General features: G+C 72.9%; 19 protein-coding genes. 2 read left to right on the forward strand and 17 right to left on the reverse strand.

Annotated elements, in window-relative coordinates; all coding sequences use genetic code 11:
• Positions 1-5 precede the first annotated feature (5 nt).
• The 4 genes from ABD810_RS40280 to ABD810_RS40295 are packed head-to-tail and all read right to left on the reverse strand — an operon-like array spanning position 6 to position 5,531.
• Entirely contained in the window at positions 6-1,934 is a 1,929-nt protein-coding gene (locus ABD810_RS40280) for an FUSC family protein (protein ID WP_344953600.1), read from the reverse strand.
• An 11-nt stretch (positions 1,935-1,945) separates the two neighbouring features.
• Entirely contained in the window at positions 1,946-4,039 is a 2,094-nt protein-coding gene (locus ABD810_RS40285; protein WP_344953603.1) for a xanthine dehydrogenase family protein molybdopterin-binding subunit, read from the reverse strand.
• Positions 4,036-5,022 (reverse strand): FAD binding domain-containing protein, encoded by a 987-nt coding sequence (locus ABD810_RS40290; protein WP_344953606.1) that lies wholly within the window; start codon positions 5,020-5,022, stop codon positions 4,036-4,038. Before ABD810_RS40290 ends, ABD810_RS40285 begins: the two co-directional genes overlap by 4 nt.
• Positions 5,019-5,531, reverse strand: coding sequence for a (2Fe-2S)-binding protein (locus ABD810_RS40295; protein WP_344953808.1), 513 nt, complete (start codon positions 5,529-5,531; stop codon positions 5,019-5,021). Before ABD810_RS40295 ends, ABD810_RS40290 begins: the two co-directional genes overlap by 4 nt.
• A 226-nt stretch (positions 5,532-5,757) precedes the next feature.
• Here ABD810_RS40295 and ABD810_RS40300 point away from each other — a divergent pair, with 226 nt between their 5' ends.
• On the forward strand, positions 5,758-6,387 hold the full coding sequence (locus tag ABD810_RS40300; RefSeq protein ID WP_344953609.1) for a helix-turn-helix domain-containing protein: 630 nt from the start codon (positions 5,758-5,760) through the stop codon (positions 6,385-6,387).
• A 58-nt stretch (positions 6,388-6,445) separates the two neighbouring features.
• On the opposite strand, the gene ABD810_RS40305 is transcribed toward ABD810_RS40300, so the two are convergent.
• Positions 6,446-7,330, reverse strand: coding sequence for a tryptophan 2,3-dioxygenase (locus tag ABD810_RS40305; protein ID WP_344953612.1), 885 nt, complete (start codon positions 7,328-7,330; stop codon positions 6,446-6,448).
• A gap of 145 nt (positions 7,331-7,475) precedes the next feature.
• On the opposite strand from ABD810_RS40305, the gene ABD810_RS40310 reads away from it, so the two are divergent.
• Positions 7,476-7,907, forward strand: coding sequence for an Lrp/AsnC family transcriptional regulator (locus tag ABD810_RS40310; protein ID WP_344953811.1), 432 nt, complete (start codon positions 7,476-7,478; stop codon positions 7,905-7,907).
• A 46-nt stretch (positions 7,908-7,953) separates the two neighbouring features.
• On the opposite strand, the gene ABD810_RS40315 is transcribed toward ABD810_RS40310, so the two are convergent.
• The 12 genes from ABD810_RS40315 to ABD810_RS40370 form a co-directional block, all read right to left on the reverse strand.
• Complete coding sequence (locus ABD810_RS40315) at positions 7,954-9,045, reverse strand: alpha/beta hydrolase family protein (protein WP_344953615.1); 1,092 nt, start codon at positions 9,043-9,045, stop codon at positions 7,954-7,956.
• A gap of 94 nt (positions 9,046-9,139) precedes the next feature.
• The gene (locus tag ABD810_RS40320) at positions 9,140-10,168 is read right to left on the reverse strand and encodes an LLM class flavin-dependent oxidoreductase (RefSeq protein WP_344953618.1); all 1,029 of its coding nucleotides are present in this window, start codon (positions 10,166-10,168) and stop codon (positions 9,140-9,142) included.
• A gap of 118 nt (positions 10,169-10,286) precedes the next feature.
• Complete coding sequence (locus ABD810_RS40325; RefSeq protein ID WP_344953621.1) at positions 10,287-10,661, reverse strand: TIGR04076 family protein; 375 nt, start codon at positions 10,659-10,661, stop codon at positions 10,287-10,289.
• A gap of 62 nt (positions 10,662-10,723) precedes the next feature.
• Positions 10,724-11,959 carry an amidohydrolase family protein gene (locus tag ABD810_RS40330; protein ID WP_344953624.1) on the reverse strand — a complete coding sequence of 412 codons (1,236 nt, stop codon included), beginning with the start codon at positions 11,957-11,959 and terminating at the stop codon, positions 10,724-10,726.
• 177 nt (positions 11,960-12,136) lie between these two features.
• Entirely contained in the window at positions 12,137-12,979 is an 843-nt protein-coding gene (locus ABD810_RS40335) for a glutamate ABC transporter substrate-binding protein (protein ID WP_344953627.1), read from the reverse strand.
• A gap of 13 nt (positions 12,980-12,992) precedes the next feature.
• Positions 12,993-14,441, reverse strand: a complete 1,449-nt coding sequence (locus tag ABD810_RS40340) for a CHASE3 domain-containing protein (RefSeq protein ID WP_344953630.1) — start codon at positions 14,439-14,441, stop codon at positions 12,993-12,995.
• Position 14,442: 1 nt separating this feature from the next.
• On the reverse strand, positions 14,443-15,414 hold the full coding sequence (locus ABD810_RS40345; RefSeq protein ID WP_344953633.1) for an FHA domain-containing protein: 972 nt from the start codon (positions 15,412-15,414) through the stop codon (positions 14,443-14,445).
• Positions 15,415-15,416: 2 nt separating this feature from the next.
• Complete coding sequence (locus ABD810_RS40350) at positions 15,417-16,706, reverse strand: vWA domain-containing protein (RefSeq protein ID WP_344953637.1); 1,290 nt, start codon at positions 16,704-16,706, stop codon at positions 15,417-15,419.
• On the reverse strand, positions 16,699-17,613 hold the full coding sequence (locus ABD810_RS40355; protein ID WP_344953639.1) for a protein phosphatase 2C domain-containing protein: 915 nt from the start codon (positions 17,611-17,613) through the stop codon (positions 16,699-16,701). Before ABD810_RS40355 ends, ABD810_RS40350 begins: the two co-directional genes overlap by 8 nt.
• Positions 17,610-20,186: a serine/threonine-protein kinase gene (locus tag ABD810_RS40360; protein ID WP_344953642.1), complete on the reverse strand. Its 2,577-nt coding sequence runs from the start codon at positions 20,184-20,186 to the stop codon at positions 17,610-17,612. The genes ABD810_RS40355 and ABD810_RS40360 overlap by 4 nt, the downstream gene beginning before the upstream one ends.
• Positions 20,183-21,373, reverse strand: a complete 1,191-nt coding sequence (locus ABD810_RS40365; protein ID WP_344953645.1) for a coiled-coil domain-containing protein — start codon at positions 21,371-21,373, stop codon at positions 20,183-20,185. The genes ABD810_RS40360 and ABD810_RS40365 overlap by 4 nt, the downstream gene beginning before the upstream one ends.
• 230 nt (positions 21,374-21,603) lie before the next feature.
• Positions 21,604-21,816, reverse strand: coding sequence for a hypothetical protein (locus ABD810_RS40370; protein WP_344953648.1), 213 nt, complete (start codon positions 21,814-21,816; stop codon positions 21,604-21,606).
• Positions 21,817-21,836: the final 20 nt, after the last annotated feature.

Below are 21,836 nucleotides of genomic sequence, written 5' to 3' on the forward strand. Positions count from 1 at the left end.
CCGGCTCAGGGCGCGCCGTTCTCCGAGAGGGTGCTGCGTAGGCCGCGTACGGCGCAGTTGACGCGTTCCAGCGTCTCCTCGTCGGCGAGTTCGGGGTGGTGCCGCATCGGGCTCCCCGCGCGGACGCCGTCGGCGATGTCGTCCAGCGAGCTCGCCGCTGCCCGCACCGCCTCCTTCGAGGGCGCCCGCGCGCCATGGTCGGTACGGGCGACGGTGGCGGCGGTCGCGTCGGCCACGTGCTCCAGCGCGGTCATCGCGGGCAGCCAGGTGGTGACGCGCCTGCTCACCACGGAGGGCTCGGTCACCGCCCGCTGGAACACCGTGCGCAGGTCGGCCAGCGCGTCGAACACCTTGCGGTGCAGCAGCGCGCGTTGCGGATCATCCCGGTCGAAGGCGTGCCTGAGGTAGCTCGCCGTGGCCGACACCGCGTCGGCGAAGCGCGGCCCCACCGGCGCGTGCCAGCTCGCCGGCCAGGGCAGGTAGCCGAAGACCAGCACGATGGCGCAACCGACGAGGGTGTCCACCAGGCGGATCTCCGCCAGCTTCGGACCCGCGCCGGTCAGCAGGTCGACCAGCAGCACGACCAGCGGCACCTGGAAGGTCGACATCAGGCCCCAGTTGCGCTGCTGCCCGTATGGCAGGAGGGCGGCGAAGATCGCTACGGGAATCAGGATCGCGGGCCCGTAGGGGACCGCGTAGAGGACCACGGTGCCGATCACCGCGCCGACGACGGTGCCGAGCCCGCGCTGCAGGGCCCGCGCGAAGACCGATCCGAAGTCGGGTTTGAGCACCAGGGCGACGGTGAGCATCGTCCAGTAGGACCGCTGCATCCAGTGCAACTCGCTGAGCACCGCCGCGGCTCCCATGCAGAGCCCCAGCCTGATCGTGTAGTCCCGGATGAGGTGGCCCGACCGCATCTGCGCCCAGACCCCCATCAGCCGGGCACCGTATCCGACGGGCTCGTAGGGCGGCCGCTCGGTGGTGACCTCGCGTCCGGACACCAGTTCCACGGCCGCCTGCGCCGCCGAGCACAGGGCCCGCAGGGCGGGTGAGCCGGCCTCGCACCGCAGGGGCGCGGAAGGCGGGTCGCCGCCGGCGAGGACGTTCTCCACCGCACGCGCGGCCTCCGCGATCTCCGGGGGCGGTTCGCGGCCCTCCTGCTCCACCGAGATCAGGGCGTTGCGCATCTGGGCGGCCTGGTTCAGCAGGGCTATCAGCCGGGTCCGCTCGGTGTCCTGCCCGGCCGCGGCCGAGCGGGCGCCGAGCACGGTGTCGTAGGCGATCTTCAGCGCGCCGTCGAACGCCGCCAGGCGGGCGGCCCTGTCGGTGCCGAACTCCTCGACGAGGTGGCCGAGTTCGCGGTAGACCTGCGCGACCGCGGCCTCCTCAGGGGCTCGGGGACGCAGCGGCCAGCCGGCGAGGGAGAGGACGAGCGCCCATGACGCCCCCGACAGGTAGGCGAGGGCGCCGGTGAGCGGCGTCTCGGGGTACGGGACCCCCAGGCTGATCACCGTCATCACCAGGAGTTGCAGCGCGCCCTGCGAGCCCGCGGCCCCTGCGGTGCTGATCAGGGCGGAGATCACCGAGACGGCGACCACGACCAGGACCGTCCACCAGCCGAGCCCGCGTGCCGCGTGGCCGACCACGTATCCCACCGCGCCGCCGATCCCGGCCGAGGCGCCGCGGATGATCCGGGACCGGTACGACCCGCCCCGGTCGGCCAGCGACGCGGCCATGGCGCCCATGGACGGCAGCAGGCCGATGGTGATCCGCCCGGCGGCCAGGCCGACGATCAGGGGGGTGGTGACGGCGGCGGTGACGCGCAGCATCGCCCCCCAGCGGGGACTGGCCTGAACCGGCCGCAGTGTCTCCACCAGCCAGCCGGGGGCCACGTCGGCCAGCCGGTCGGCGGGACGCCGGAACAGTCCGCGCATGCGTGCGGCGCTCAGCGCACCAGCTTGTCCAGGCGGATTGGCAGATCCCGGATCCGGATGCCGGTGGCGTGGTGGACGGCGTTGGCCACGGCGGCGGCGGTGCCCACGATGCCGATCTCGCCGATGCCCTTGGCGCCCATGGGGTTGAGGTGGGGGTCCTCCTCCTCCAGCCACACCGCCTCGATGTCCCGCACGTCGGCGTTGGCCGCGATGTGGTACTGGGCGAGGTCGCGGTTGAGGTAGTCGCCGAACTCGCGGTCCATGATGCTTTCCTCCAGAAGGGCCATCGACAGCCCCATGGTCATCCCTCCGATGAACTGCGAGCGCGCGGTCTTCGGATTGAGGATCCGGCCCGCCGCGAACACGCCCAGCAGCCGCAGCACCCGCGTCTCCCCCGTGTCCGGGTCCACGCCGACCTCGGCGAACTGCGCCCCGTAGGCATGGCGCGCGAACTTCGCCTCCTCGCGGACCTCCTTGGTGGTGTCGGCGCTCGACTCCACTCCCGTGGGCGGCACGACGCCGCCCCTGCGCTCCAGCTCCTCCATCAGCGCCTCGCAGGCCCGGACCACGGCCGTGCCCCACGAGGCGCTGCCCATCGACCCGCCCGCCACGGGGGCCTTGGGCAGCGCGCTGTCGCCGATCTCCATCCTGACCAGTTCGGGCGAGGTGCGCAGGGCGTCGGCGGCGATCTGGGTCAGGATCGTCCGTGACCCGGTGCCGATGTCGGCGGCGGCGATCCGCACGGTGAACCAGCCGTCCGGCTCGGCTCGCGCGGACGCCGACGACGGGGCGCGGTAGACCGGATAGGTGGACGCCGCCACCCCGGTCCCCACCAGCAGCCTCCCGCGCCGCCTGGTCCCCGGCTCCGGGTCTCGGGCGGCCCAGCCGAAGCGCCGGGCGCCCTCGCGCAGGCAGGCGACCAGGTTCCTTGAGCTGAACGGCAGGCCGGTGTCGGGGTCGGTCGCGGGCTCGTTGCGCACGCGCAGCTCCACCGGGTCGACGCCGCAGGCGATCGCCAGCTCGTCCATCGCCGACTCCAGCGCGAACATGCCCGGAGCCTCGCCGGGCGCCCGCATGTACGTGGGCGTGGGGACGTCGAGACGCACGAGCCGGTGGGTGGTGCGCCGGTGCGGGGCCGCGTACATCGTCCGTGACGCCGCGGCCGCCTGCTCGGCGAACTCCGCGAGGGTGGAGCTCTGCTCGTACGCGTCGTGCGTGATCGCGATCAGCCGCCCGTCGCGCTCGGCGCCGAGCCGCACACGCTGGACGGTCGGGGTGCGGTAGCCCGTGACGGCGAACATCTGCCTGCGGGTCACCGCGAGCTTGACCGGACGGCCGACCTGCTTGGCGGCGAGCGCGGCGAGGACGACGTGAGGGTGGACGTCGATCTTCGATCCGAAGCCGCCGCCGACATAGGGGGAGATCACCCGCACCTGGGCGGGCGGCATGCCGAACAGCGGCGCGACGACCCTGCGCAGCGCCGAGGCGCCCTGGGTCGAGTCGTGGAGCGTCAGCCCCTCGCTGTCCCAGACGGCGACCGTGGCGTGCGGCTCGATGGGATTGTGGTGCTCCGCCGGCGTGCTGTACGTCGCGTCCACGTGCACCGGGGCCGTGGCCAGTGCGGTGTCGGGGTCACCGCGCTCGGTGTCGGCCCGAAGGTCGGGGTTGACGTGGTCGGGCCGGTACATGCGGGGATGGTCGGGGCGCAGGACGACGTCGTGCTCCTCCTGCGCGTACTCGACGCGCAGCAGCCCGGCCGCCTCCCTGGCGTCCTCGTAGGTCTCGGCGACCACGACCGCGATGTACTGACCGCGGTAGGCCACCCGCCGGGACTGCAGGAGTGCGAGCTCGGCGTCGTCGCAGGGCGCGAGCCGGGGCGCGTTGGCGTGCCAGATCGCGGCGATCACCCCGGGCTGCTTGAGCACGGCGTCGACGGCGACGTCGACGATCTCCCCCCGGGCGATCGTCGCCTGGACCGGGACGGCGTAGACCAGGTCACGGGGGCTGTACTCGTAGGCGTATCTGGCCTGGCCGGTGACCTTCTCCAGCGAGTCCACCCGGTCGAGCGCCGAGCCGACATACCTCGTACCGGTGGTGGTGGTCATCGTGTCTCCACGAGGTCGGCGAGCACGCGAATCATGACATTTCGCGCAAGTGGCACCTTGAACCGGTTGAGTGGCAGTGGCCGGGCGCCCGCCAGTTCGGCGCCGGCCGCGCGCGCGAACTCGGCCTCCGTCGCCGGTGAGCCGCGCAGGGCGGCCTCGGCCGCCTCGGCCCGCCACGGCACGTGCGCCACCGCACCGAGGGCGATGCGGCAGTCGCGCACCACCCCGCCGGCGATGTCCAGCGCCGCCGCCACCGACACCACCGCGAACGAGAACGAGGCCCTGTCCTTCACCTTCAGGTACCGGGAACGGGCCGCGAAAGGCAGCGAGGGCAGCTCCACCGCCGTGATCAGATCGCCGGGCGCGAGCACGGTGTCGCGTTCGGGCTCCGCACCGGGCAGCCGGTGCAGCCCGGGCATCGGCACCCGGCGCGGGCCCTGCGGCCCTTCGACGTGGACCACCGCGCCGAGCGCGGCCAGCGCCACCGCCATGTCGGATGGGTGGGTCGCCACGCAGCTGTCGGAATGGCCGAGGATCGCCAGGTTGCGATGGTCGCCCGTACGGGCGGGACAGCCCGAGCCGGGGACGCGCTTGTTACACGGCTTGGTGATGTCCTGGAAGTAGGAGCAGCGGGTGCGCTGGAGCAGGTTGCCGCCCACCGTCGCCATGTTGCGGAGCTGGCCCGAGGCCCCGGACAGGACGGCCTCGGCGAGCATCGGGTAGCGCCGCCGCACGAGCGGATGCGCGGCGAGGTCGCCGTTGCGCATCTCCGCGCCGATGAGCAGGCCGCCCTCGGGGGTCTCGTGGATCGTGCCATCGGAGATGCGGGTGACGTCCACCAGCATGTCGGGCGAGACGACGCCCAGCCGCATGAGGTCGACGAGGTTCGTGCCGCCGCCGAGGTACACGGCGTTGGCGCTCCGGCCCGCCGCCGTCACCGCCGACCGGGCGGTGGAGGCTCGTTCGTAGGCGAAGGGCCTCACCGCGCCACCTGCTCGATGGCCGCGACGATGTTGGGATAGGCCCCGCAACGGCACAGATTCCCGCTCATCCTCTCGCGGATCTCCTCCTCGTCCAGTGCCGCGGGGCGCGTCCCGGCACCGAGTCCGGGGGTGACCACGCTCGGCCATCCGTCCGCCGCCTCGGCCAGCATGCCGGCCGCCGAACAGAGCTGCCCGGGCGTGCAGTAACCGCACTGGAAGGCGTCGTGCTCGATGAACGCCTTCTGCAGGGGGTGCAGGGCACCGTCTCGGGCGAGCCCTTCGACGGTCGTGATGTCCCGGTCGTCCACGGTGACCGTGAGCGTGAGGCAGGACTTGACCCGCCTGCCGTCCACCAGCACCGTGCACGCGCCGCACTGCCCGTGGTCGCAGCCCTTCTTGGATCCGGTGAGGTCGAGACGTTCCCGCAGCGTGTCGAGGAGTGTTTCGCGGGTGTCCACCATGACGGGATATCGCTCACCATTGATGGAAAGCTGGAGGTCGACGGTGATAGGAGCAGAGGAGCCGTCATCCTGAGTGTTCGGTTCGCCCTTCACCCGCCCTTCCCTACCCCACCTCGCGTCAGGCGTATCCCAACCGGTGGTCATGATCCCGCGATGCCGGGGTCAGGACCGCGGAGCGCCCGCGGAGGAGAACGCAGGTTGGCACGTGGGCGGCGCCTGTTGTCAAATATGTTTGGTCGAAACCAGAGCGCGGCTTGAACAAGGAGGTCTTCCGGTGGGCACCTCCGAACGCCAGGGCCGCGACGACCACGACGAGCGCGACCGCCAGGACGCCGTCGGCGCCCGCATGCGCCGGTTCCGCAAGGAGCGAGGCCTGACCCTGCGCGGCCTCTCCACCCGGTCCGGGCTCTCGATCGGGTTCCTCTCGCAGGTGGAGCGGGGCATCTCCTCCATCGGCCTGACCGCGCTGAACGGCGTGGCGGCGGCGCTCGACCGCAGCGTGGCCGACTTCTTCGACGACGACCAGGAGGCCGGCGACGGTCGCGCGACGATCGCCCGGCTGCCGTCCCACTTCACGCTCACCCGGGCCTCCACGGCGGCCACCGAGTACGTCTCGGGCCAGCAGACCTACCGCATGCTGTCCGCCCGGGGGCCGAACCTCCTGCTGGAGCCCCTGCTCGTGCACATCGCCCCCGGCGGGCGGCGCGAGGACGCCTACGGGCACGCGGGCGAGGAGTTCGCCTTCGTGCTCGAGGGCGAGCTTCTCTATGAGGTCGACGGCGTCGAGCACCGGCTCTATCCCGGCGACAGCGTCCACCTGCGTTCCACGGTGCCCCACACCATGTACAACGACACCGACCGCGTCACGACGGTCGTGTCGGTGGTGACCCCCCGGCTGTTCTGACCCCACCGGCGCCCGAACGCCGCTTTGTAACGTGGGGCAGAACACCGATGAACATCGGTCACATCGCCGTGCGGGCCGACCACAGCTCGGGAAAGACGTCCCGGCGCAGGCTGCGCTCGAGCCAGCTCAGCCCGCTGGATCCGCCGGAGCCGGGCTTGGCCCCCATCGACCGGCGCACCGCCATCAGATGCCGGTAGCGCCAGTCGGAGAAGCGCTCGGACAGGTCGGTGAGCGTCTCGGCGAGAGTCCACAGCTCGTCGCCGGGCCCGCGCTCGGCGTAGATCGTGATCCAGGCCTGCTCGACCAGCGGGCTCGGGACGTACTCCGCCGCGGGATCGCGCACGGCGGGGATCTCGAAGCCCCGCCGGGCCAGCATCGCGAGCACGCTGTCGTACAGGCTGGGCCGCCCGAGGGCCCGCGTCAGCTCCTGGTAGACCGCCGGGTTGCGCCGATGGGGCCGGGTGAGCGGCTCGGACTTGTTCCCCAGCAGGAACTCAAGGTGCCGGTACATGGCCGACTGGAAACCCGACGCCTCACCGAGCGCGTCGCGGAAGGAGTTGAACTGGGCCGGCGTCAGCCAGCCGAGCGCGCCCCAGGCCGCGTTGAGCCCCTCGAAGTACCGCACGCTCCGTGCGAGCACCGCGGTCGCCTCGACCACCTCGTCGGCGTCGAGCATCCGCTGCGCCAGCCACCACTCCGAGCGGATCAGCCCGAAATAGAGCTCCATGATCTGGGTCGTCACGAGGAACGCCCGTTCCTCGGGTATGTCGGTGAACGTGCGCTGGAGCCCGTGCAGGACCTCCGCGGCCACGTAGTCGTCATATGGGGTGCCGGACGCGAAGTCCAGCGTGGGCGAGCCGTGATCGGCCGCCACCCGGGAGGCACGCTGCCGCACGCCCGCCGGTCGTACCCGGGCACCACCGGCCCGCCGCCTGCTCGTCATCTCATCTCCCTAGTTCACCTCCATGTTCACTTAGATAGAATTTTAGTGAAATGATGAGGCAGTGGCGATCCGGCCGTTTCGCTTTCGGAACGGAAGGTGCATGACGGTTTCGGTTTGCGAATGACGGAGCGTGACCGTGGACGCGATGGACTGGGCCCTGCTGGCCGAGCTGCAGGCGGACGCCAGGCTGTCCTACAGCGAGCTGTCCCGGCGGGTGCACCTGTCGGCGCCGGCCGTGGCCGAGCGGGTGCGGCGGCTGGAGGAGACCGGCGTGATCTCCGGATACCACGCCCGCGTGGATCTGGCCCGGGCCGGCCGCAAGGTCAGCGCGCTGATCCGCATGTCGTGCTACGGCGTGCGCTGCGTGCTGCGGGACGAGCAGGCCCTGGCCTGGCCGGAGATCGTGGAGGTGCACCGCGTCACGGGCGACACCTGCTGCCTGCTGCGCGTGGCCGCCTCCTCCATGGGGGCCTTCGAGGAGCTCATCGACCGTCTCGCCCCCTACGGCCAGCCCTCCAGCATGATGATGCTCTCCAGCCCCATCCCCTGGCGCGCCCTGGCCCCGATCGAGGAGTGAGCGCGCCGGGGGCACTCCCCGGCGCGCTGCGGTGGAAGGCGCCCGCTCAGGACGTCACCCGCGACGCCCAGGACTCCAGCTCGCGTGCGGTGGCCTTCCAGATGGGGGCGGCCGGGTCGATGACCGCGAAGTGGTCGCCCGGCCGTTCCAGGTAGACGGCCTCGTCCGCCGCCGCCCGGGCGTACCGGCGGCTCATGTCCACCAGGTCCAGATCGTCATCGGTGCCCTGGACGACGAGCTGCGGCACGCCCATCGGGAGCCGGTCGAACGGGCTGGAGGCGGCGTACACCTCGGGCATCTGCCGCACGGTGCCTCCCAGCGCGTCCTTGACCGCGTCCGAGCCGATGCGCCGTCGGTCGCCCTCCACCAGGTCGAGCACCCCGGCCAGCGAGACGGCGAGCGCCACCCGTCCCGTGTCCGCCGCCGCGCGGAGCGCGAGCTGTGCACCCGCCGAATGGCCGATCACCACGACCCGGCCCAGGTCGAGGGGGGCCTCCAGCGTTTCCAGCGCCTCGATGCCGGCCGCCACGTCGTCGGTGGTCGCGTCCCAGCCGTGCAGGTCGGGCCGGCGGTACTCGAGGTTCCATGAGGCGTAGCCACGGTCGGCCAGGTCGATCGCCAGCCCGTCCATGAGGTCGGCGCCCCAGATGGACCGCCAGTACCCCCCGTGGATCAGCACCGCCGCCCGCAGGGGGGAGCCGCCCGCCGAGGGCGGCAGCCGCAGCTCTCCCCACTGGTCGGCGTACGCGCCGTAGGAGACCCGGCGGGCGGGGCGGCGCGACCGGTGCACCGCATGGCGGATCGCCCAGACCAGTCCCACGCAGCCACGGCCCTGAAGGTGCGTGGCGCCCGCCGCCACCGTGAGCGTGCCTTCTCGCGCCAGGTCGAGCCAGACCACGCGGGACGAGGAGGGGGACTCGGCACCGGCGAGCCGCCTGGTGGCGGGACACGGCCCCGGCAGGGCGACGACGGCGCATCCGTCGCCCGCGCCGCCGAGCTCGGCCTGGAACGTCGTGACGTCCGCCGCGGCCACGAAGCGGCCCTCGACCCCGAGCGCGGCGAACTCGGCGGCCGCCACCTCCTGGAGCAGCCCCACATCGGCCACCAGATCCCGGCCGGTCACGACGAGCACCCGCATCTCGACTTCCTCCCCTGTTGCGAACTTCGGCGGCAGAAGGCGTTCACCCTGCCCGTGATCGTGTACTCAACGCCCTGAAGGCGGCCACGTCACCCTACGGCCCGGGCCTCCGGCCGGCCGCCGCCCGGTCGAGCATGGGCAGGACCGCGCTGCCGAGCAGGTCCACGCCGCGGTCGTCGTCCAGCCCGTGCGGGGTGCCGAACTCCACCCGGCGCACGCCGGCGTCGAGCAGCGCCTGCGCCTGAGCGGCCACCTGATCGGGGGTACCCGAGAAGGCGAACAGGTCGAGCAGGTCGTCGGGGATCAGCTCACCGGCCGCCCGGTGTCCCCCCTCGTCGACCAGCCCTTTCACCCTAGCGAGCAGGTCGGACGGGACGTGCGCGGTGGGGTCCAGCTCCGCCACCACGGCGAGGTACATGGCGACCTCCGTGCGTGCCCTGGCGCGCGCGGCCACGCCGTCGGTGTCGACGACGGTCACCGCGCCCAGCACGATGCCGACGTCGCCGGGGTCGCGCCCCGCCTCCAGGGCACCGGCGCGTACCCGCTCTCGGATCAGCGGCACCATCGCGGGGTTGGCGCTGCCGCCCACCTTGATCTCCTCGGCGACGCGGCCGGCCAGCGCCGCGCCCTTCGGTCCCCACGCGCCCAGGAGCAGCGGCGGACGCGGCCGGTGCACGGCGTAGCGCAGCCGCGTACCGGGTTCGAGGCGGAAGACCTCGCCCTCGAACCCGTCCGTGTCGCCGCCGAGTAGCCGGTAGACCACCTCCACCGCCTCCGCGAGCGCGGTCGGCGGCCGGGGCTGGGCGATGCCTACCGCTCCGAGCCAGGTGCCACGGGCCAGGCCGAGGTAGGCCCGGCCGTTGGAGGCGAGATCCAGGGCCGCGACCTGCCCGGCGATCTCGTACGGCGCCAGCGAGTAGGGGTTGAGGCAGGCCGCCCCGAGCCGTACGCGCTCGGTGGCGGCCGCCATCTCCAGCAGCGGGAAGATCGGCGGCTGGTACATCAGGTCACCGAACACGCTCAGGACGTCGAAGCCGTGGCGCTCGGCCCGGCGCGCGAGCCGCGCGTAGTCGCCCGGCCGCTTGTCGCTCTGCAGGCCGAGCCCGATCTCGGCGACGGTCAACGGGAACTCCTCGGTTCGGATCGGCCGGGGTCCACCACGTGAACTCCTTCAGGGTCGGGTCGCCGTCACAACGGGCACTCCGCGACATGCTCCCGCGAAGCTCACGACGGCGGGGTCGTCAGGTCAGCTCGGCGGAGTCCATCCGGCGGCGGCGGGTGCGCTCCACGCGCATCACCAGCCGCTCCTCCGGGTCGGGGCAGGCGAACAGGCAGTCCCTGGCGAGCCAGTCGCCCGCGGACAGGTCACGTTGCTTGGCCGCAAGGAAGGGCAGCACGGCGGCGAGCGCGTACACGCAGAAGTGCTTGCCGTCGGGCAGCCGCAGGTGCGCGCTCCGCTCCAGCTCGAAGCGGTCGCCGACCGCCATGCCGCAGACCGACCGCCCTTCGATGCGATCGACCACGACCCGCAGGTCGTACAGCTCCATGTCGCCCTCTTCCGGAGATTCTCCCGGCCCTCCGGTCCGCTCGGTCGTGCGGGCTTGCGGGTCCTCCACGGTGGTGCTCCCCTCCTGGTGCTCCGGTCCGCGATCGCGGCCGTGCTCCGGGTGCGTGCCCGTCACGCCTCCGGCCGTCCGGCGAGGTCGTCGCGGACCACCTCGCCGCCCTTCATCACCCACCGGACGGACCGGAAGGCCGAGGTGTCGGCCAGCGGGTCGGCGTCCATCGCGATCAGATCGGCGTACCTGCCGGTCTCGACGGTGCCGAGGTCGGCCTCGGCGCCGAGCCAGCGCGCCGGGCCGAGCGTCCCCGCGTGCAGGGCGCCGGCCGGGCCGAGCCCCGCCTGCGACATGTGCTCCAACTCCCGCACGGTCGCGTTGGTCCCCTCGAAGAGCCAGAAAGGCGGCATGTCGCTGCCGAGCAGCACAGGGACCCCGGCGGCCAGCGCCATGGCGTAGCTCTCCAGGTGACGGGGACCGGCGCCGAGCGAGCGGCGCTGCATCCACTCGGGGACGCCGAGTTCGTCGAAGAACGCCTTGCACCGCGTGACCAGCAGGGTTGGCACCAGGGCGGTGCCCCGCTCGGCCATGGCCGCCGCGACCTCGGGAGTGAGCTCGTAGCCGTGCTCGACGCAGTCGAGGCCCAGCCTCACCGCCTCGGCGATCACCGCGGCCGGTCCGGCGTGCGCGGTCACCTTGCGGCCCCACGCGTGCGCCGTGGCCAGCACCGCCGCCATCTCGTCGGTGAAGAGCTGGGGGGTGTCGATGCGCTCGTGCTCGCCGGCGATGCCGCCCGAGATCATGACCTTGATGAGGTCGGCGCCCGCCTTGATCTGGCCGCGCACGCCCCGGCGGAACTCGTCGGGTCCGTCGCATTCGAGGGTGTCGGTGCCGTCGTGCCCGTGGCCGCCGGTGCAGACCAGGGCGCGACCGGCCGTGAAGATGCGCGGCCCTGCCGCGCGCCCGGACTCGATGGCACGGCGCAGCGCGAAGTCCGCGTGGTCCTTCTCGGCCACGCACCTGACCGTGGTGACCCCGCACCGGAGCGTGCGGCGGGCGCCGTCGGCCATGTACAGCGCGAGGTCGTGGGGTCCCATGCCCTTGACGCCCTCCCCTGCCGGTCCGGGCAGCGACAGGGACAGGTGGGTGTGCATGTTGACCAGGCCCGGCGTGAGGTGGGCACCGCCGAGGTCGAGACGCCTGGTGTCGCCCGCCTGTGCGAGGACGTCCTCACTGGGTCCCACGGCGGCGATGCGCTCGCCCCGTACGAGCACCGCCGCGTCGCGGATCGGGCCCACGCCATCGGCCGCCCTGCCGTCGACCACCGTGCAGTTGACGATGACCATGTCGCCCATCGGCCGGCCTCGATCCATGAGAAAATCCGGGGTTCATGAACAAGAGCGCGGCTTGTTCACCCGTAATATAGCCGCCCGTCCCGGATATCCTGCGCCGACCTCAGCGCAACATCACCCTTGTTCACGAAATTTCACACCATGGGCCGTTTCTCACGCGCCGGTGAGTGGACCGCCGGCTCAGCCGCAGCCCTCGAACTGCGGGACGGTGAAGCTGAGGGCCAGACCCGACTTGGCGAACCACTTCTGCAGCAGCCGCTTGGCCGTGCCGTCCTGGTACATCTCGGTGATGGCCTTGTTGACCGCCTCGCAGCCGTCGATGTCGCCGGTGCGGATGCCCACCCCGTACCTCTCGTCGCTGAACGGCGCATTGACGATCTTGGTGCCGGACGTGGCGAACCCGGCCAGGATCAGGTCGTCGGTCGAGACGGCGTCCACCTTGCCCTCCGCCAGGCCGGAGACGCACTCGCTGTAGGACCCCGCCGGGACCAGCGCGACGGGGATCTTCCGCTCCTCCTTGACCCGGCGCCAGGAGTTCGACCCGGTCACCTGACAGAGCCTGCGATCGCGCAGGTCACGCACATTGGTCACGCCGCTCTCCCCCGCGCGCACCAGCGTGTCCTGGTGGGCCACGTAGTACGGCCCGCCGAAGGAGACCTTCGTCTTGCGCTCGGCGGTGATGGAGTAGGTCGCGACGACCAGGTCGACCGAGCCGCCCATGAGCATCTTCTCGCGCTGGGACGACGGCGCCGCGATGAACCTGACGGGTTTGTCGAGCTTGCGGGCGATGTAGGAGGCGACGTCGACGTCGAAGCCGGTGAACTTGCCGTTCGCCTCCTTCATCCCGAGGCCGGGCTGGTCCGGCTTGACCCCGATGACCAGGGAATCCTTGTCGACGATCGACGTGCCTGCGGCGCAGGACGCGGCGAGCGGGAGCAGCGTCGCCGCGACCAGCGCCACGGCGGCGGCACGGCGGATACGTCCGCCGCGCCCCGAGCGGCACATCCGAGTGAGCGTGACCATCACGACGTTCCCTTCAGCGGTACTCGGCGAGCCGGGGCCGGACACCGATGAGGATCAGCAGGATGGCGGCGAGCGCGGCGGCCGGCGGCACCACGTTCCACCCGCCGAGCGCGTCGTCGCCCTCGCGGACCGCGGAGTCGAACGCCTTGCGGTGCAGGGCGGTCAGGTCCACCAGGGCCTCGTCGTAGGCGCCGAAGGCGGGGCCCATGACCTGCCGCACGGCGTCGCGCTGCCGCCCGCTCGTGGCGAAGCGCCGTATCTGCCGGTCGTTCTGCTGGAACGACCGGTAGAGGCCGAGCACCTTGGTGATGGCGTCGCGCTGCCCCGGCAGGGTGATGTGGGAGGCCTCCGAGCCGTAGAAGCCGAGGAAGTCCGCCTTGCCGGGGAAGGCCGCGACCCCGGCGTCCACGGCGGCGTAGTACTTGTCGAGGTTGCCGCCGGGGAGGTACAGCACGGCCTGCGACTTGTCGAGGTACACCTGCTCGTAGGTGTCGGCCCGCTGCGGGTCGAGCAGGTATCTGCTCTCGTCGCCGTGCAGCGTGTTGCCGATGGCACGGGCGCGCGACAGCGCGAGGACGGAGTTGAACCCGTCCTCCTTGGCCTCGGTGAGGACGTTCCCCTCGTGCTGGAGGACCACCACCCCGGCGACGGTGAGCCCCGCCACCACGATCGTGGCCACCAGCAGCGGCACGTTGAGTATCCGGCGGAACCCGCGGGTCAGGAAGATCTGCAGCGCCAGGAGCACCAGGATCGCGAGCGCCCCGGTGAGCCCGACCCAGACGCGCCCCGCCTGGACGGCGGACAACTCGGCGAGATAGGAGTGCCGGACGATGGTGCCGCTGTCGAGGGTCAGGTTGTACGCCTTGGGCAGCAGGTCGAGCCGCATCAGGTCGGTGGCCTGGCGGTAGACGTCCAGGACCTCCTGCGGGGGCGCGCCCGCGGCGTGGCCCGCCTGCTCGTCGAGGACCAGCGCGCGGGACGCCAGCCGCTCGTACCGGCCGAGCCCGTCGAGCAGCGCCCGTACGGTCGTCTGCTCGGTGGCGTCGTCGCTGGCCAGGTCGGCGGCCTGCAACACCGCGCGGTCGGCCTGCGAGCGGGCTTCGTCGTAGCGGTCGAGCATGGCCTGACGGCCCGGCCCGAGCCCGCTGTCGGTGCCGGTGAGCAGCAGGTTGGCGATCTGCCCGTCCATGTCGCTCAGCGCGAAGTAGAGATCGGCGGTCGCCACGACCTGCGGGCCGGCCGTGTGCCCGATGGAGGTCAGGCCGTCCCTCGCGTGACCGATGGCGATGCTCACCGTCGTGAACAGCAGCAGGACCGCGGCCACGGCGAGGCCGACGAGGATGCGGATCCGCCCGGGAACGGTGCGCGTCCTTTTGACCCGGCGCTGCGGCGAGGGGCTCTCGGCCGGCGCCGGAACCGTGGCGGGGGCCGGCGACACGGGGGCGGGGGCGGGAAGTGTCATCTCAGCCCTTCCGCACCGTGATGACGGTCCACGCGCCGACGTGCACGCGGTCGCCGTCGGCGAGGGGAACGGGCACGTTGACCTCCACGGTCTTGCCGTTCACGAGTGTGCCGTTGGCCGAGCCCGGGTCGACGAGCCGCCAGGTGTCCCCCGGCTGGGCGAGCAGCACGGCGTGCAGGTGGGAGACGCCGGGATCCTCCGGCGGTTCCGCCAGATCGATCTCGGGCACCATGGGCCGCGAATGCCTGCGCCGCCCGATCCGTATCTCGGACCCGGAGAGCCGCACCTGGCGCTCGGGGCAGTAGGGCGGGAACGCCACCCGCGCCGCGTCGGGACCGCCCATCGCGATCATCGACTCGTAGTAGGGGCGATCGGCCGCGATCACCGCGACCCAGCCGCCTGCCGGCGCCTGCCCCTGTGCCGTGCTCCCGGAGGCGGCCGTCGCTCCCCCCGGCTGCGCGGACGGGGCCGGCTGGGCCGGCTGCCAGGACTGGGAAGGCTGGGCGGGCTGCCAGGACTGGGAAGGCTGGGAGGGCTGGACCGGCTGGGCCGGCTGCCAGGACTGGGAGGGCTGGGAGGGCTGGGAGGGCTGGACCGGCTGGGCCGGCTGCCAGGACTGGGAGGGCTGGGAGGGCTGGACCGGCTGGGCGGGCCGCCACGACTGGGACGGCGAGGCGGTCTGGGCTGAATGTCCGGAGGGCGTTGAGGGCTGCGGAGCGGCGGGCGGCGCCGTGCGGCTCCCGCCGCCGAGCACGAAGTCGAATCCGCAGTTCTCGCAGAACCGGCCGGTGGGCGGCGCCCCGCAGTCAGGGCACGCGTCGGGCGGCTCGCCGCCGGCCGGAGTCCCGGAGGCCGCGGCGGAGCCGGCGGACGGCCCCGCCGCGCCCTGAGCCGGGGTGCCCGGCATCAGCGCACCGCAGGTGTCGCAGTACTCCTCGTCGGAGGAGTCGTGCCCTACTGGGCAGATGGCCATCCTCAGGCCTCCGGGTCCTTGCGCATGCGGACGGTGCGGACGGAGCGGGTGTCGAGCGCGATCTCGTCCGCCTTGTCAACGACGCGCTTGAGGCGTGCGGTTCCCGTCGCGGGGTCGACGTCGACGACCTTGTCGAGCAGCTTGGCGGTCTCCTCGTTACCGGCGCGCTCGGCGATGCCGCGCGCCTTGCCGAGCCGGGCGGTCGCGGTCTCAAGGTCGCCGTCGTTGCGTGCCTGCAGGCCCTCCTGGATGAGCGAGGCGAGCTCCTGCTGGCCGGTGTAGTGCGCGACCCTGGGGTTGATGCGGGTGGACTGGACCGGATCGTCGCTCCACTGCGCGAGGATGTTGCCGCTGGCCAGCACCTCGCCCGTGTCGGGCAGCACCAGCTTGACCAGGCCCGCCCGCATCTCCTGCCCGACGTTGCCCGAGGGCACCCGCACGCTGACGTGGTACTCCCTGGACTCCCCGCCCCACGAGCCGGTCGGGTAGTCGCCGGTCAGCGCGTCGACCTCCGTGCGGCGGGCCGTGAGGTCCTCCAGCGACGGGGACACCTGCTTGACGAAGTTGAGCGTCGCGGCCCGGGGCGTCCACACGCGCAGCGCGACGTCGGCGACCGTCTTGCCCATCGCCGCCTCGGTCATCGCCCGGAAGTCGGCCTCCAGCTCCTCGGGCCTGCGGACGTCCATCACGCTGCCGAGCAGGGTGGAGCCGATCCTGCGCACCTCGGCGACCACCCAGTCGGTGCCCACGCCGCGGCAGTCGCAGACGAACTTGCCCGAGCAGTACGTCAGGTTCGCGTCGAACTCCGGAGCGGGCTCGTGCTCGTTCTTGCCGTCGGTCAGCAGGATGGCGTGCCTGATCGCGCCGGGGTGGGTGACCTGGTGGGCGCTGAACAGGTCGGCGGCGCGGCGCAGCCACCGGCCCATGGCGGTGCCGCCCTCGGCCCTGAGCCGGGAGATGGCCTCCTTGGCGGCGTGCCGGTTCTGCGCGTTCACCGGGGCGAGCTGTCCCGTGCCGGGGAAGATGACCTCGGCCTGGTGGTTGCCGGAGATGACCGCGAAGTAGACCCCGTCGCGCAGCGTGTCGACGGCGGCCTGCGCGGCCTTGCGGGCGTCGGCGATCTTGCCGTACGACATGGAGCCCGAGGTGTCGACGATGATCACCTCGGCGGCCTCGGCCACGGCGGCGCGTTCGACCGGGCCGCTCGCCTCGACCGTGATGATGCCGTGGACCTCCTGGCTCCCCGCGGGCAGGTACTTGTTCTGGTCCACGCGAATGGTGAAGTCAGTCACTTCTCTCCTTCGGGAATGCCACCGTGGTCTCGGCCCGCTCCCCCTGTCCGAACGGGATGACAGCGACGGTGATGTTGTCGTGGCCCCCCGCCTCGTTCGCGAGGCGCACGAGCCGGCGCGCCGCCGCGAGAGGGGGATGGTGCAACGCCGTGGCGGCCAGCGCCTCCGGCTCCGGGTAGTAGTTCCACAGGCCGTCGCTGCACAGCAGTACCACGCCTGGGCCGTCACTGGTGAACGTCGTGACGTGCGGCACGACCTCGCCCGCGTCGGCCCCCAGCCAGGCGGTCAGCATGTGGGTGCCGGGGGTGGCGTCGTCGACGGTCAGCATCGAGCAGTGGGTGCCGAGCCAGTACGCCCTGCTGTCGCCCACCCAGCCCACCGTGACCTGGCGCCCCGCGACCACCGCGGACACGTAGGTGCAGGCGGGCGAGTCCTCGCCGGGGCGGGCCGAGGCGGCGACGGTGCCGGCGGCCACCTGTACGGCCTCACGGGTCGCCGTCTCGGCGTCGTCCCCCTCGGCGAGCCGCTTGGCGATGGTGACGGCGGCGATGTCGGCGGCCGCCTGGGACGCCTCCTCCGGGCGGGGCGAGGTGGACACCCCGTCGCAGACCACCGCGACGATCGTCCCCGGCCCGGCCGGGAGCAGGGCCACGGCGTCCTCGTTGCGGCTGTGCCGCAGCCCCCGGTCGCTCACCCCGGCGGAGGTCTCCACCTCGACCTCGACGTGGTCCCGTCCCGACGGCTGGAGCATGCCGCAGTTCTCGCAGTACCCGTCGGCTCCCACGCTCGGCGACCCGCAGGCCGTGCAGGGACCGGCGGCGGCCGAGGACAGGTCGTGGCCGCATCCCTCGCAGAACGCCTCGCCGGTCAGGATGTGCGTGCCGCACACCGGGCAGGATCGGCTCACCACAAGGTCCTCGGGCGCACGGCGTTGGCCCGGCCGATGAGGGCGTGCCGGTCCTCGGTGGAGCCGGCCGACCTGGCCAGCGCCCGGTAGACCCTCTCCAGCTCGCCGCGCACTCCCTGCTCGTCGAGCGGCGTGCCGAGCAGCGTGCCGCCTCCCGGCGCGGACTGGCCGGTGACGAACCGGGCGAGCGCGCTCTCCAGCACCTCCGAGGCGAGCCCGTCGCGATCGCGCGAGTCGAGCTTCAGCGAGCGCAGCCGCTCGCCGGCCGCGACCAGCTCGGGCTCGGCCGGCGCCTGGCCCCGTACGGTCACCGCCACCGCCGCCACCTGGGCGGCGGTGCGCTGGATGGAGGTCGGGGGCACCTCGTCGAGCACGCGGGTGGCCCCCGCCCTGTCCCCCTGGGCGAGCCGGATCCGGGCGAGGCCGAAGCACGCGCTCACGTAGGACCGGTCGGTCTGCCAGATGGCCGCGTAGTGGCGGGCGGCCTCGGCCCCGGCCCCGGCGGCCTCGAGGGCGAACGCGAGGGCGAGCCGGGGCGCCGTCTCGCCGGGGAACCAGGAGTAGAGCCCGTCGAAGAACCGCACCGCCATACCGGCGTCGCCCGAGGCGAGCTCGGCGACCCCCCGGTACCACCAGAGCCGCCAGTCCCCCGGCAGATCGCTGGCGGCCGCCGCGTACAACGCCTCGGAGACCGGACGGCCGAGCTCGCTCAGCACCCTGATCAGCGCCAGCGAGGTCTCGGGGGTGGGCGGCGCGGACTCCAGCACGGCGATCAGCTCGTCGGGGTTGCCCGAGGTGAGGCCCGCGAGGAAACCCGCGGCCGGGTCCAGCGGGTCGACCAGCGGGACGGGCAGCGCGGACACGGCGTCGAGACGGTCGAGCGCGCCGAAGACCTGCCCCGTGGTGGCCGGCGCCAGCTCGGTGCCCACGGCCATGCGTTCGGGGCCGAACACGCCCGACTGCGCGGCGTGCGGAACGCCCTCCTCGGCGGCCCTGATCTCCCTGAGCACGCCGACGAGCTGGTCGGACATCTCGCCCGCGTTCTGGAAGCGCCTGCCGGGGTCGGCGTCGGTCGCCCGCTGCAGGAACCGCTGGTAGGACTCGTACTGGGGTCCCATGTCGGGCAGCGGCGTGGGGTTGCCGCCGCTCGCGGGGCTGAACGGGAAGCTCAGCACGGCCAGGGTGCGGCCCACGGTGTACAGGTCGGAGGCGACGGAGGGGCCGCGGGAGGCGATCTCCGGCGCCTGGTAGCCGATGGTGCCGTAGATCGCGCTGTCGGGGTCGTCGATGCGGCGCACGGCTCCGAGGTCGATGAGCTTGAGCTGCTCCTCCACCTGGATGACGTTGGCGGGCTTGAGGTCGCAGTAGAGCATGCCCCGGTCGTGCAGGTAGCCGAAGGCCCGCAGGATCTCCAGCCCGTAGGCGATGACCTGGGACAGCGGGAGCGCCTGGCGGTTGTCGGTCTCCCTGAGCCGCTTGCGCAGCAGGTCCTGCAGGGGCTCGCCGCCGACGTACTCCATGACGATGTAACCGACCATCGTCCCGGTGCCGGGGTCGGGATGGTTCACGAAGTTGAAGATCTTGACGATGTTCGGGTGGTCCATCGCCGTGAGGTAGCGCCGCTCGGCCTCCGCTGCGGCGAGCGCCTCCAGGTCGCCGGTGTCGAGCAGGCCCTTCATGACGACCCAGCGTCCGTCGAGGTTGCGGTCGGCCGCCAGGTAGATCCAGCCCAGGCCGCCGTGGGCCAGGCAGCCCTTGACCTCGTACTGCCCGGCCACGAAGTCACCCTCGCGGAGCTTGGGCGTGAACGAGAAGCGCTGGCCGCAGTGCGGGCAGAACCCCTCGGGACGTCCCGGCTGACCGTCCCTTCGCCGGCCCACCGGCTTGCCGCAGTCGGGGTTGCCGCAGAAGCGCCGGTCCTCCGGTACCACGGGGTTGACCAGGACCACCGCCGAGGGGTCCCTGTAGGGAACCGGGGGCACCTCGACGAGCCCCATGCCGAGCATGCCCCTGCGGGACCGGGTGCTGGTGCGGCGGGAGCCGGCGCTGAAGCTGGTCGAGGGCGTGCCGGTGGAGCCGGTGACGGCCGTGCCGTGGCCCCCGATGGAAGGCCTGGTCAGCGACCCGGAGGGCGGCGCGGCACCGGACGGCGCCGAGGGCACGGGACCGGCCTGCGGGGAGGCGGACGGCCAGGCCGCGTGACGGCCCGGGACCGGCGTTCCCTGCGGCGGTACCCCGGGGCCGCCCGCGGGAGGTGGCGGGGATCCCGCGGGCATCGACGGCCACGCGGTACGGCCGGAGGCGCCGACGCCGGGAGGGCCGAGCGGCGGCGCGCTCTGCGGCCACCCCTGCCCGCCCTGTCCCTGCCCGCCCGGTGCCTGCCCGCCCTGCGGCCAGGGGCCGCGGGGTGGTGGCGCGCCCTGGGGCCAGGGGTTTCCCGGTCCGCCGGACGGCGGCGCGCCCGCCTGTCCCGAGGGCGCGCGCGCGGCCTCGGGAACGGGCGCCATGCCGCAGGTGTCGCAGTAACCGTCCACCACCGTCCCGGCGCATCCGGGCTGCGTGCACTTGGTCATCCGGCCGCTCCGATTCGAGTGATGGCCCGCTGGTACTCCGCGACGGCGACGGTCGCCCGCCGCAGATCGCACGGGGCCGTCCAGAGAATGTCGCGCGCCGCGCCGTACAGCCCGGCGAGCGTGATGTCCTCCGCACGGCCAAGGCGGACCGCCTTGGCCTGGTAGGCCGACAGCCGCCCGCGAAGCTCGTCACGGCGGCCGATGAGGCCGCCGATCGACTCGGCGGACCTGCGGGCCTGCGCCAGCGCCTCCTCGACGCCGCGTTCGAGGCCGGTCAGGCGCTCGACCAGCTCCAGCCAGCGTCCGCCGACGGTGTCGAGCGCGCCGAGCCGGTCGCGCAGCGCCGGCGCCTGGTCGGGAAGCGGGGGCAGGTCCGGTGAGGCGATCTTGACGATGACCAGGTCGCGGATCCGGCGCGCCTCGTCCTCGGCGACGGCCACCGCCTCGATGCGCTCGGCCAGGAGGCGGGCGCGCTCGGCGTACTCCTCGCGTACCTTCGCGGCCTGCTCCAGCGCGCCGCGGCGTGCGGCGACGGCGGCGGCCGTCGCCGCAAGCTCGCCGCGGAGCGAGACCGAGCCCAGCGGGTCCGCGGTGACGGCCTTACGCAGCCGGGTGGCCTCGGCGTCCAGGCGGTCGAGCGCGGGGTCGGGCGTGCCGAGGTCACGTGCCAGGTCCCTCGCGGCGCGACGGCCGGCGTCGGTCTCGTCGAGCATGGGGAGCAGCTCGGTCCAGGCGGCGTCCACGGCCGCCATCGTCTCCGCGACCTCGCGGTACGCCTCGTCCATGCGGGCGAGGACGACGTCGAGGGTGAGCCACTCGCCGACGGCCCGGAGCAGGGAGCGCTTCTCGACGGGAACCGCGTCGGGCTTGAGCTCGACCGAGGGGCCGCTGAGCAGCGCGGTGAGCAGGGCGAGGTCGGGCCGGCCGGCGGCCCTGACCTCCTGCGCGTGGTCGAGCACCCGGCGGTAGGCGTCGAAGAGCCACCACAAGGTCACCAACCGGACCTGCGCCTGCTCCCAGCGGCGCCCGGTCTCCCCGGTGGGCGTCATGCCCTTCAGCAGCTCGTGGCTCGGGTGGCCGTCGAGGTCGAGCAGGTCACCGGAGACGCGGTCGCGTTCCTCCGTGCGCCGGCGCAGGGCGTGGTCGATCCCCTCGAGGCTCATCGGCGGGCCGGCGGCCCCACGCATGCCCAAGGCTCCGTGCCTCCCCCCGGTATGGGACGGACTAGTCCATCTACATACACATTCTTTCCATAATTCGGGGGTGCGCGTGCGTCCAGCAGCGACCGTGCAGGCGCGTATTCGATCACATACCGGTCACATAGCCGTCACGAAAGGGAAGCCGATACAGAGCCGGGGGCATCGTCGCACGTCGGGGGCGCGCCAACGGCCCTCACAGGGGGGCGAGGCGCCGGGGGTCACCGTCCCACGAGCCAGTTCCAGATGCTCCTGACGACGTCGAAGCCCACGTCGGCGACGACGCCGAGCTCGCGCGTGACGGCCTGCTTGACGAGGTGCTCGATGGCGGCCTCGTCGCGGTACTGGACGGCGTCGTCGAGCCGCGTGAGGTATTCGGCGTCCTCGCGGCGCCGCGCCTCCACCGCGTGGAGGAGTTCGTCATCGTCGATCATGGTGGTTCCTTGTGTCCGGC

It is taken from the genome of Sphaerisporangium flaviroseum (genome assembly GCF_039537005.1).
Classification (GTDB): domain Bacteria; phylum Actinomycetota; class Actinomycetes; order Streptosporangiales; family Streptosporangiaceae; genus Sphaerisporangium; species Sphaerisporangium flaviroseum.

Excerpts from the sequence above, each read along its gene's own strand:
- ABD810_RS40345 (WP_344953633.1), bottom strand. The coding sequence starts at position 15,414 with ATGGCCATCTGCCCAGTAGGGCACGACTCCTCCGACGAGGAGTACTGC.
- ABD810_RS40330 (WP_344953624.1), bottom strand. The coding sequence starts at position 11,959 with ATGGGCGACATGGTCATCGTCAACTGCACGGTGGTCGACGGCAGGGCG.
- ABD810_RS40310 (WP_344953811.1), top strand. The coding sequence starts at position 7,476 with ATGGACTGGGCCCTGCTGGCCGAGCTGCAGGCGGACGCCAGGCTGTCC.
- ABD810_RS40365 (WP_344953645.1), bottom strand. The coding sequence starts at position 21,373 with ATGCGTGGGGCCGCCGGCCCGCCGATGAGCCTCGAGGGGATCGACCAC.
- ABD810_RS40315 (WP_344953615.1), bottom strand. The coding sequence starts at position 9,045 with ATGCGGGTGCTCGTCGTGACCGGCCGGGATCTGGTGGCCGATGTGGGG.
- ABD810_RS40280 (WP_344953600.1), bottom strand. The coding sequence starts at position 1,934 with ATGCGCGGACTGTTCCGGCGTCCCGCCGACCGGCTGGCCGACGTGGCC.
- ABD810_RS40305 (WP_344953612.1), bottom strand. The coding sequence starts at position 7,330 with ATGACGAGCAGGCGGCGGGCCGGTGGTGCCCGGGTACGACCGGCGGGC.
- ABD810_RS40360 (WP_344953642.1), bottom strand. The coding sequence starts at position 20,186 with ATGACCAAGTGCACGCAGCCCGGATGCGCCGGGACGGTGGTGGACGGT.
- ABD810_RS40340 (WP_344953630.1), bottom strand. The coding sequence starts at position 14,441 with ATGACACTTCCCGCCCCCGCCCCCGTGTCGCCGGCCCCCGCCACGGTT.
- ABD810_RS40335 (WP_344953627.1), bottom strand. The coding sequence starts at position 12,979 with ATGGTCACGCTCACTCGGATGTGCCGCTCGGGGCGCGGCGGACGTATC.
- ABD810_RS40370 (WP_344953648.1), bottom strand. The coding sequence starts at position 21,816 with ATGATCGACGATGACGAACTCCTCCACGCGGTGGAGGCGCGGCGCCGC.
- ABD810_RS40285 (WP_344953603.1), bottom strand. The coding sequence starts at position 4,039 with ATGACCACCACCACCGGTACGAGGTATGTCGGCTCGGCGCTCGACCGG.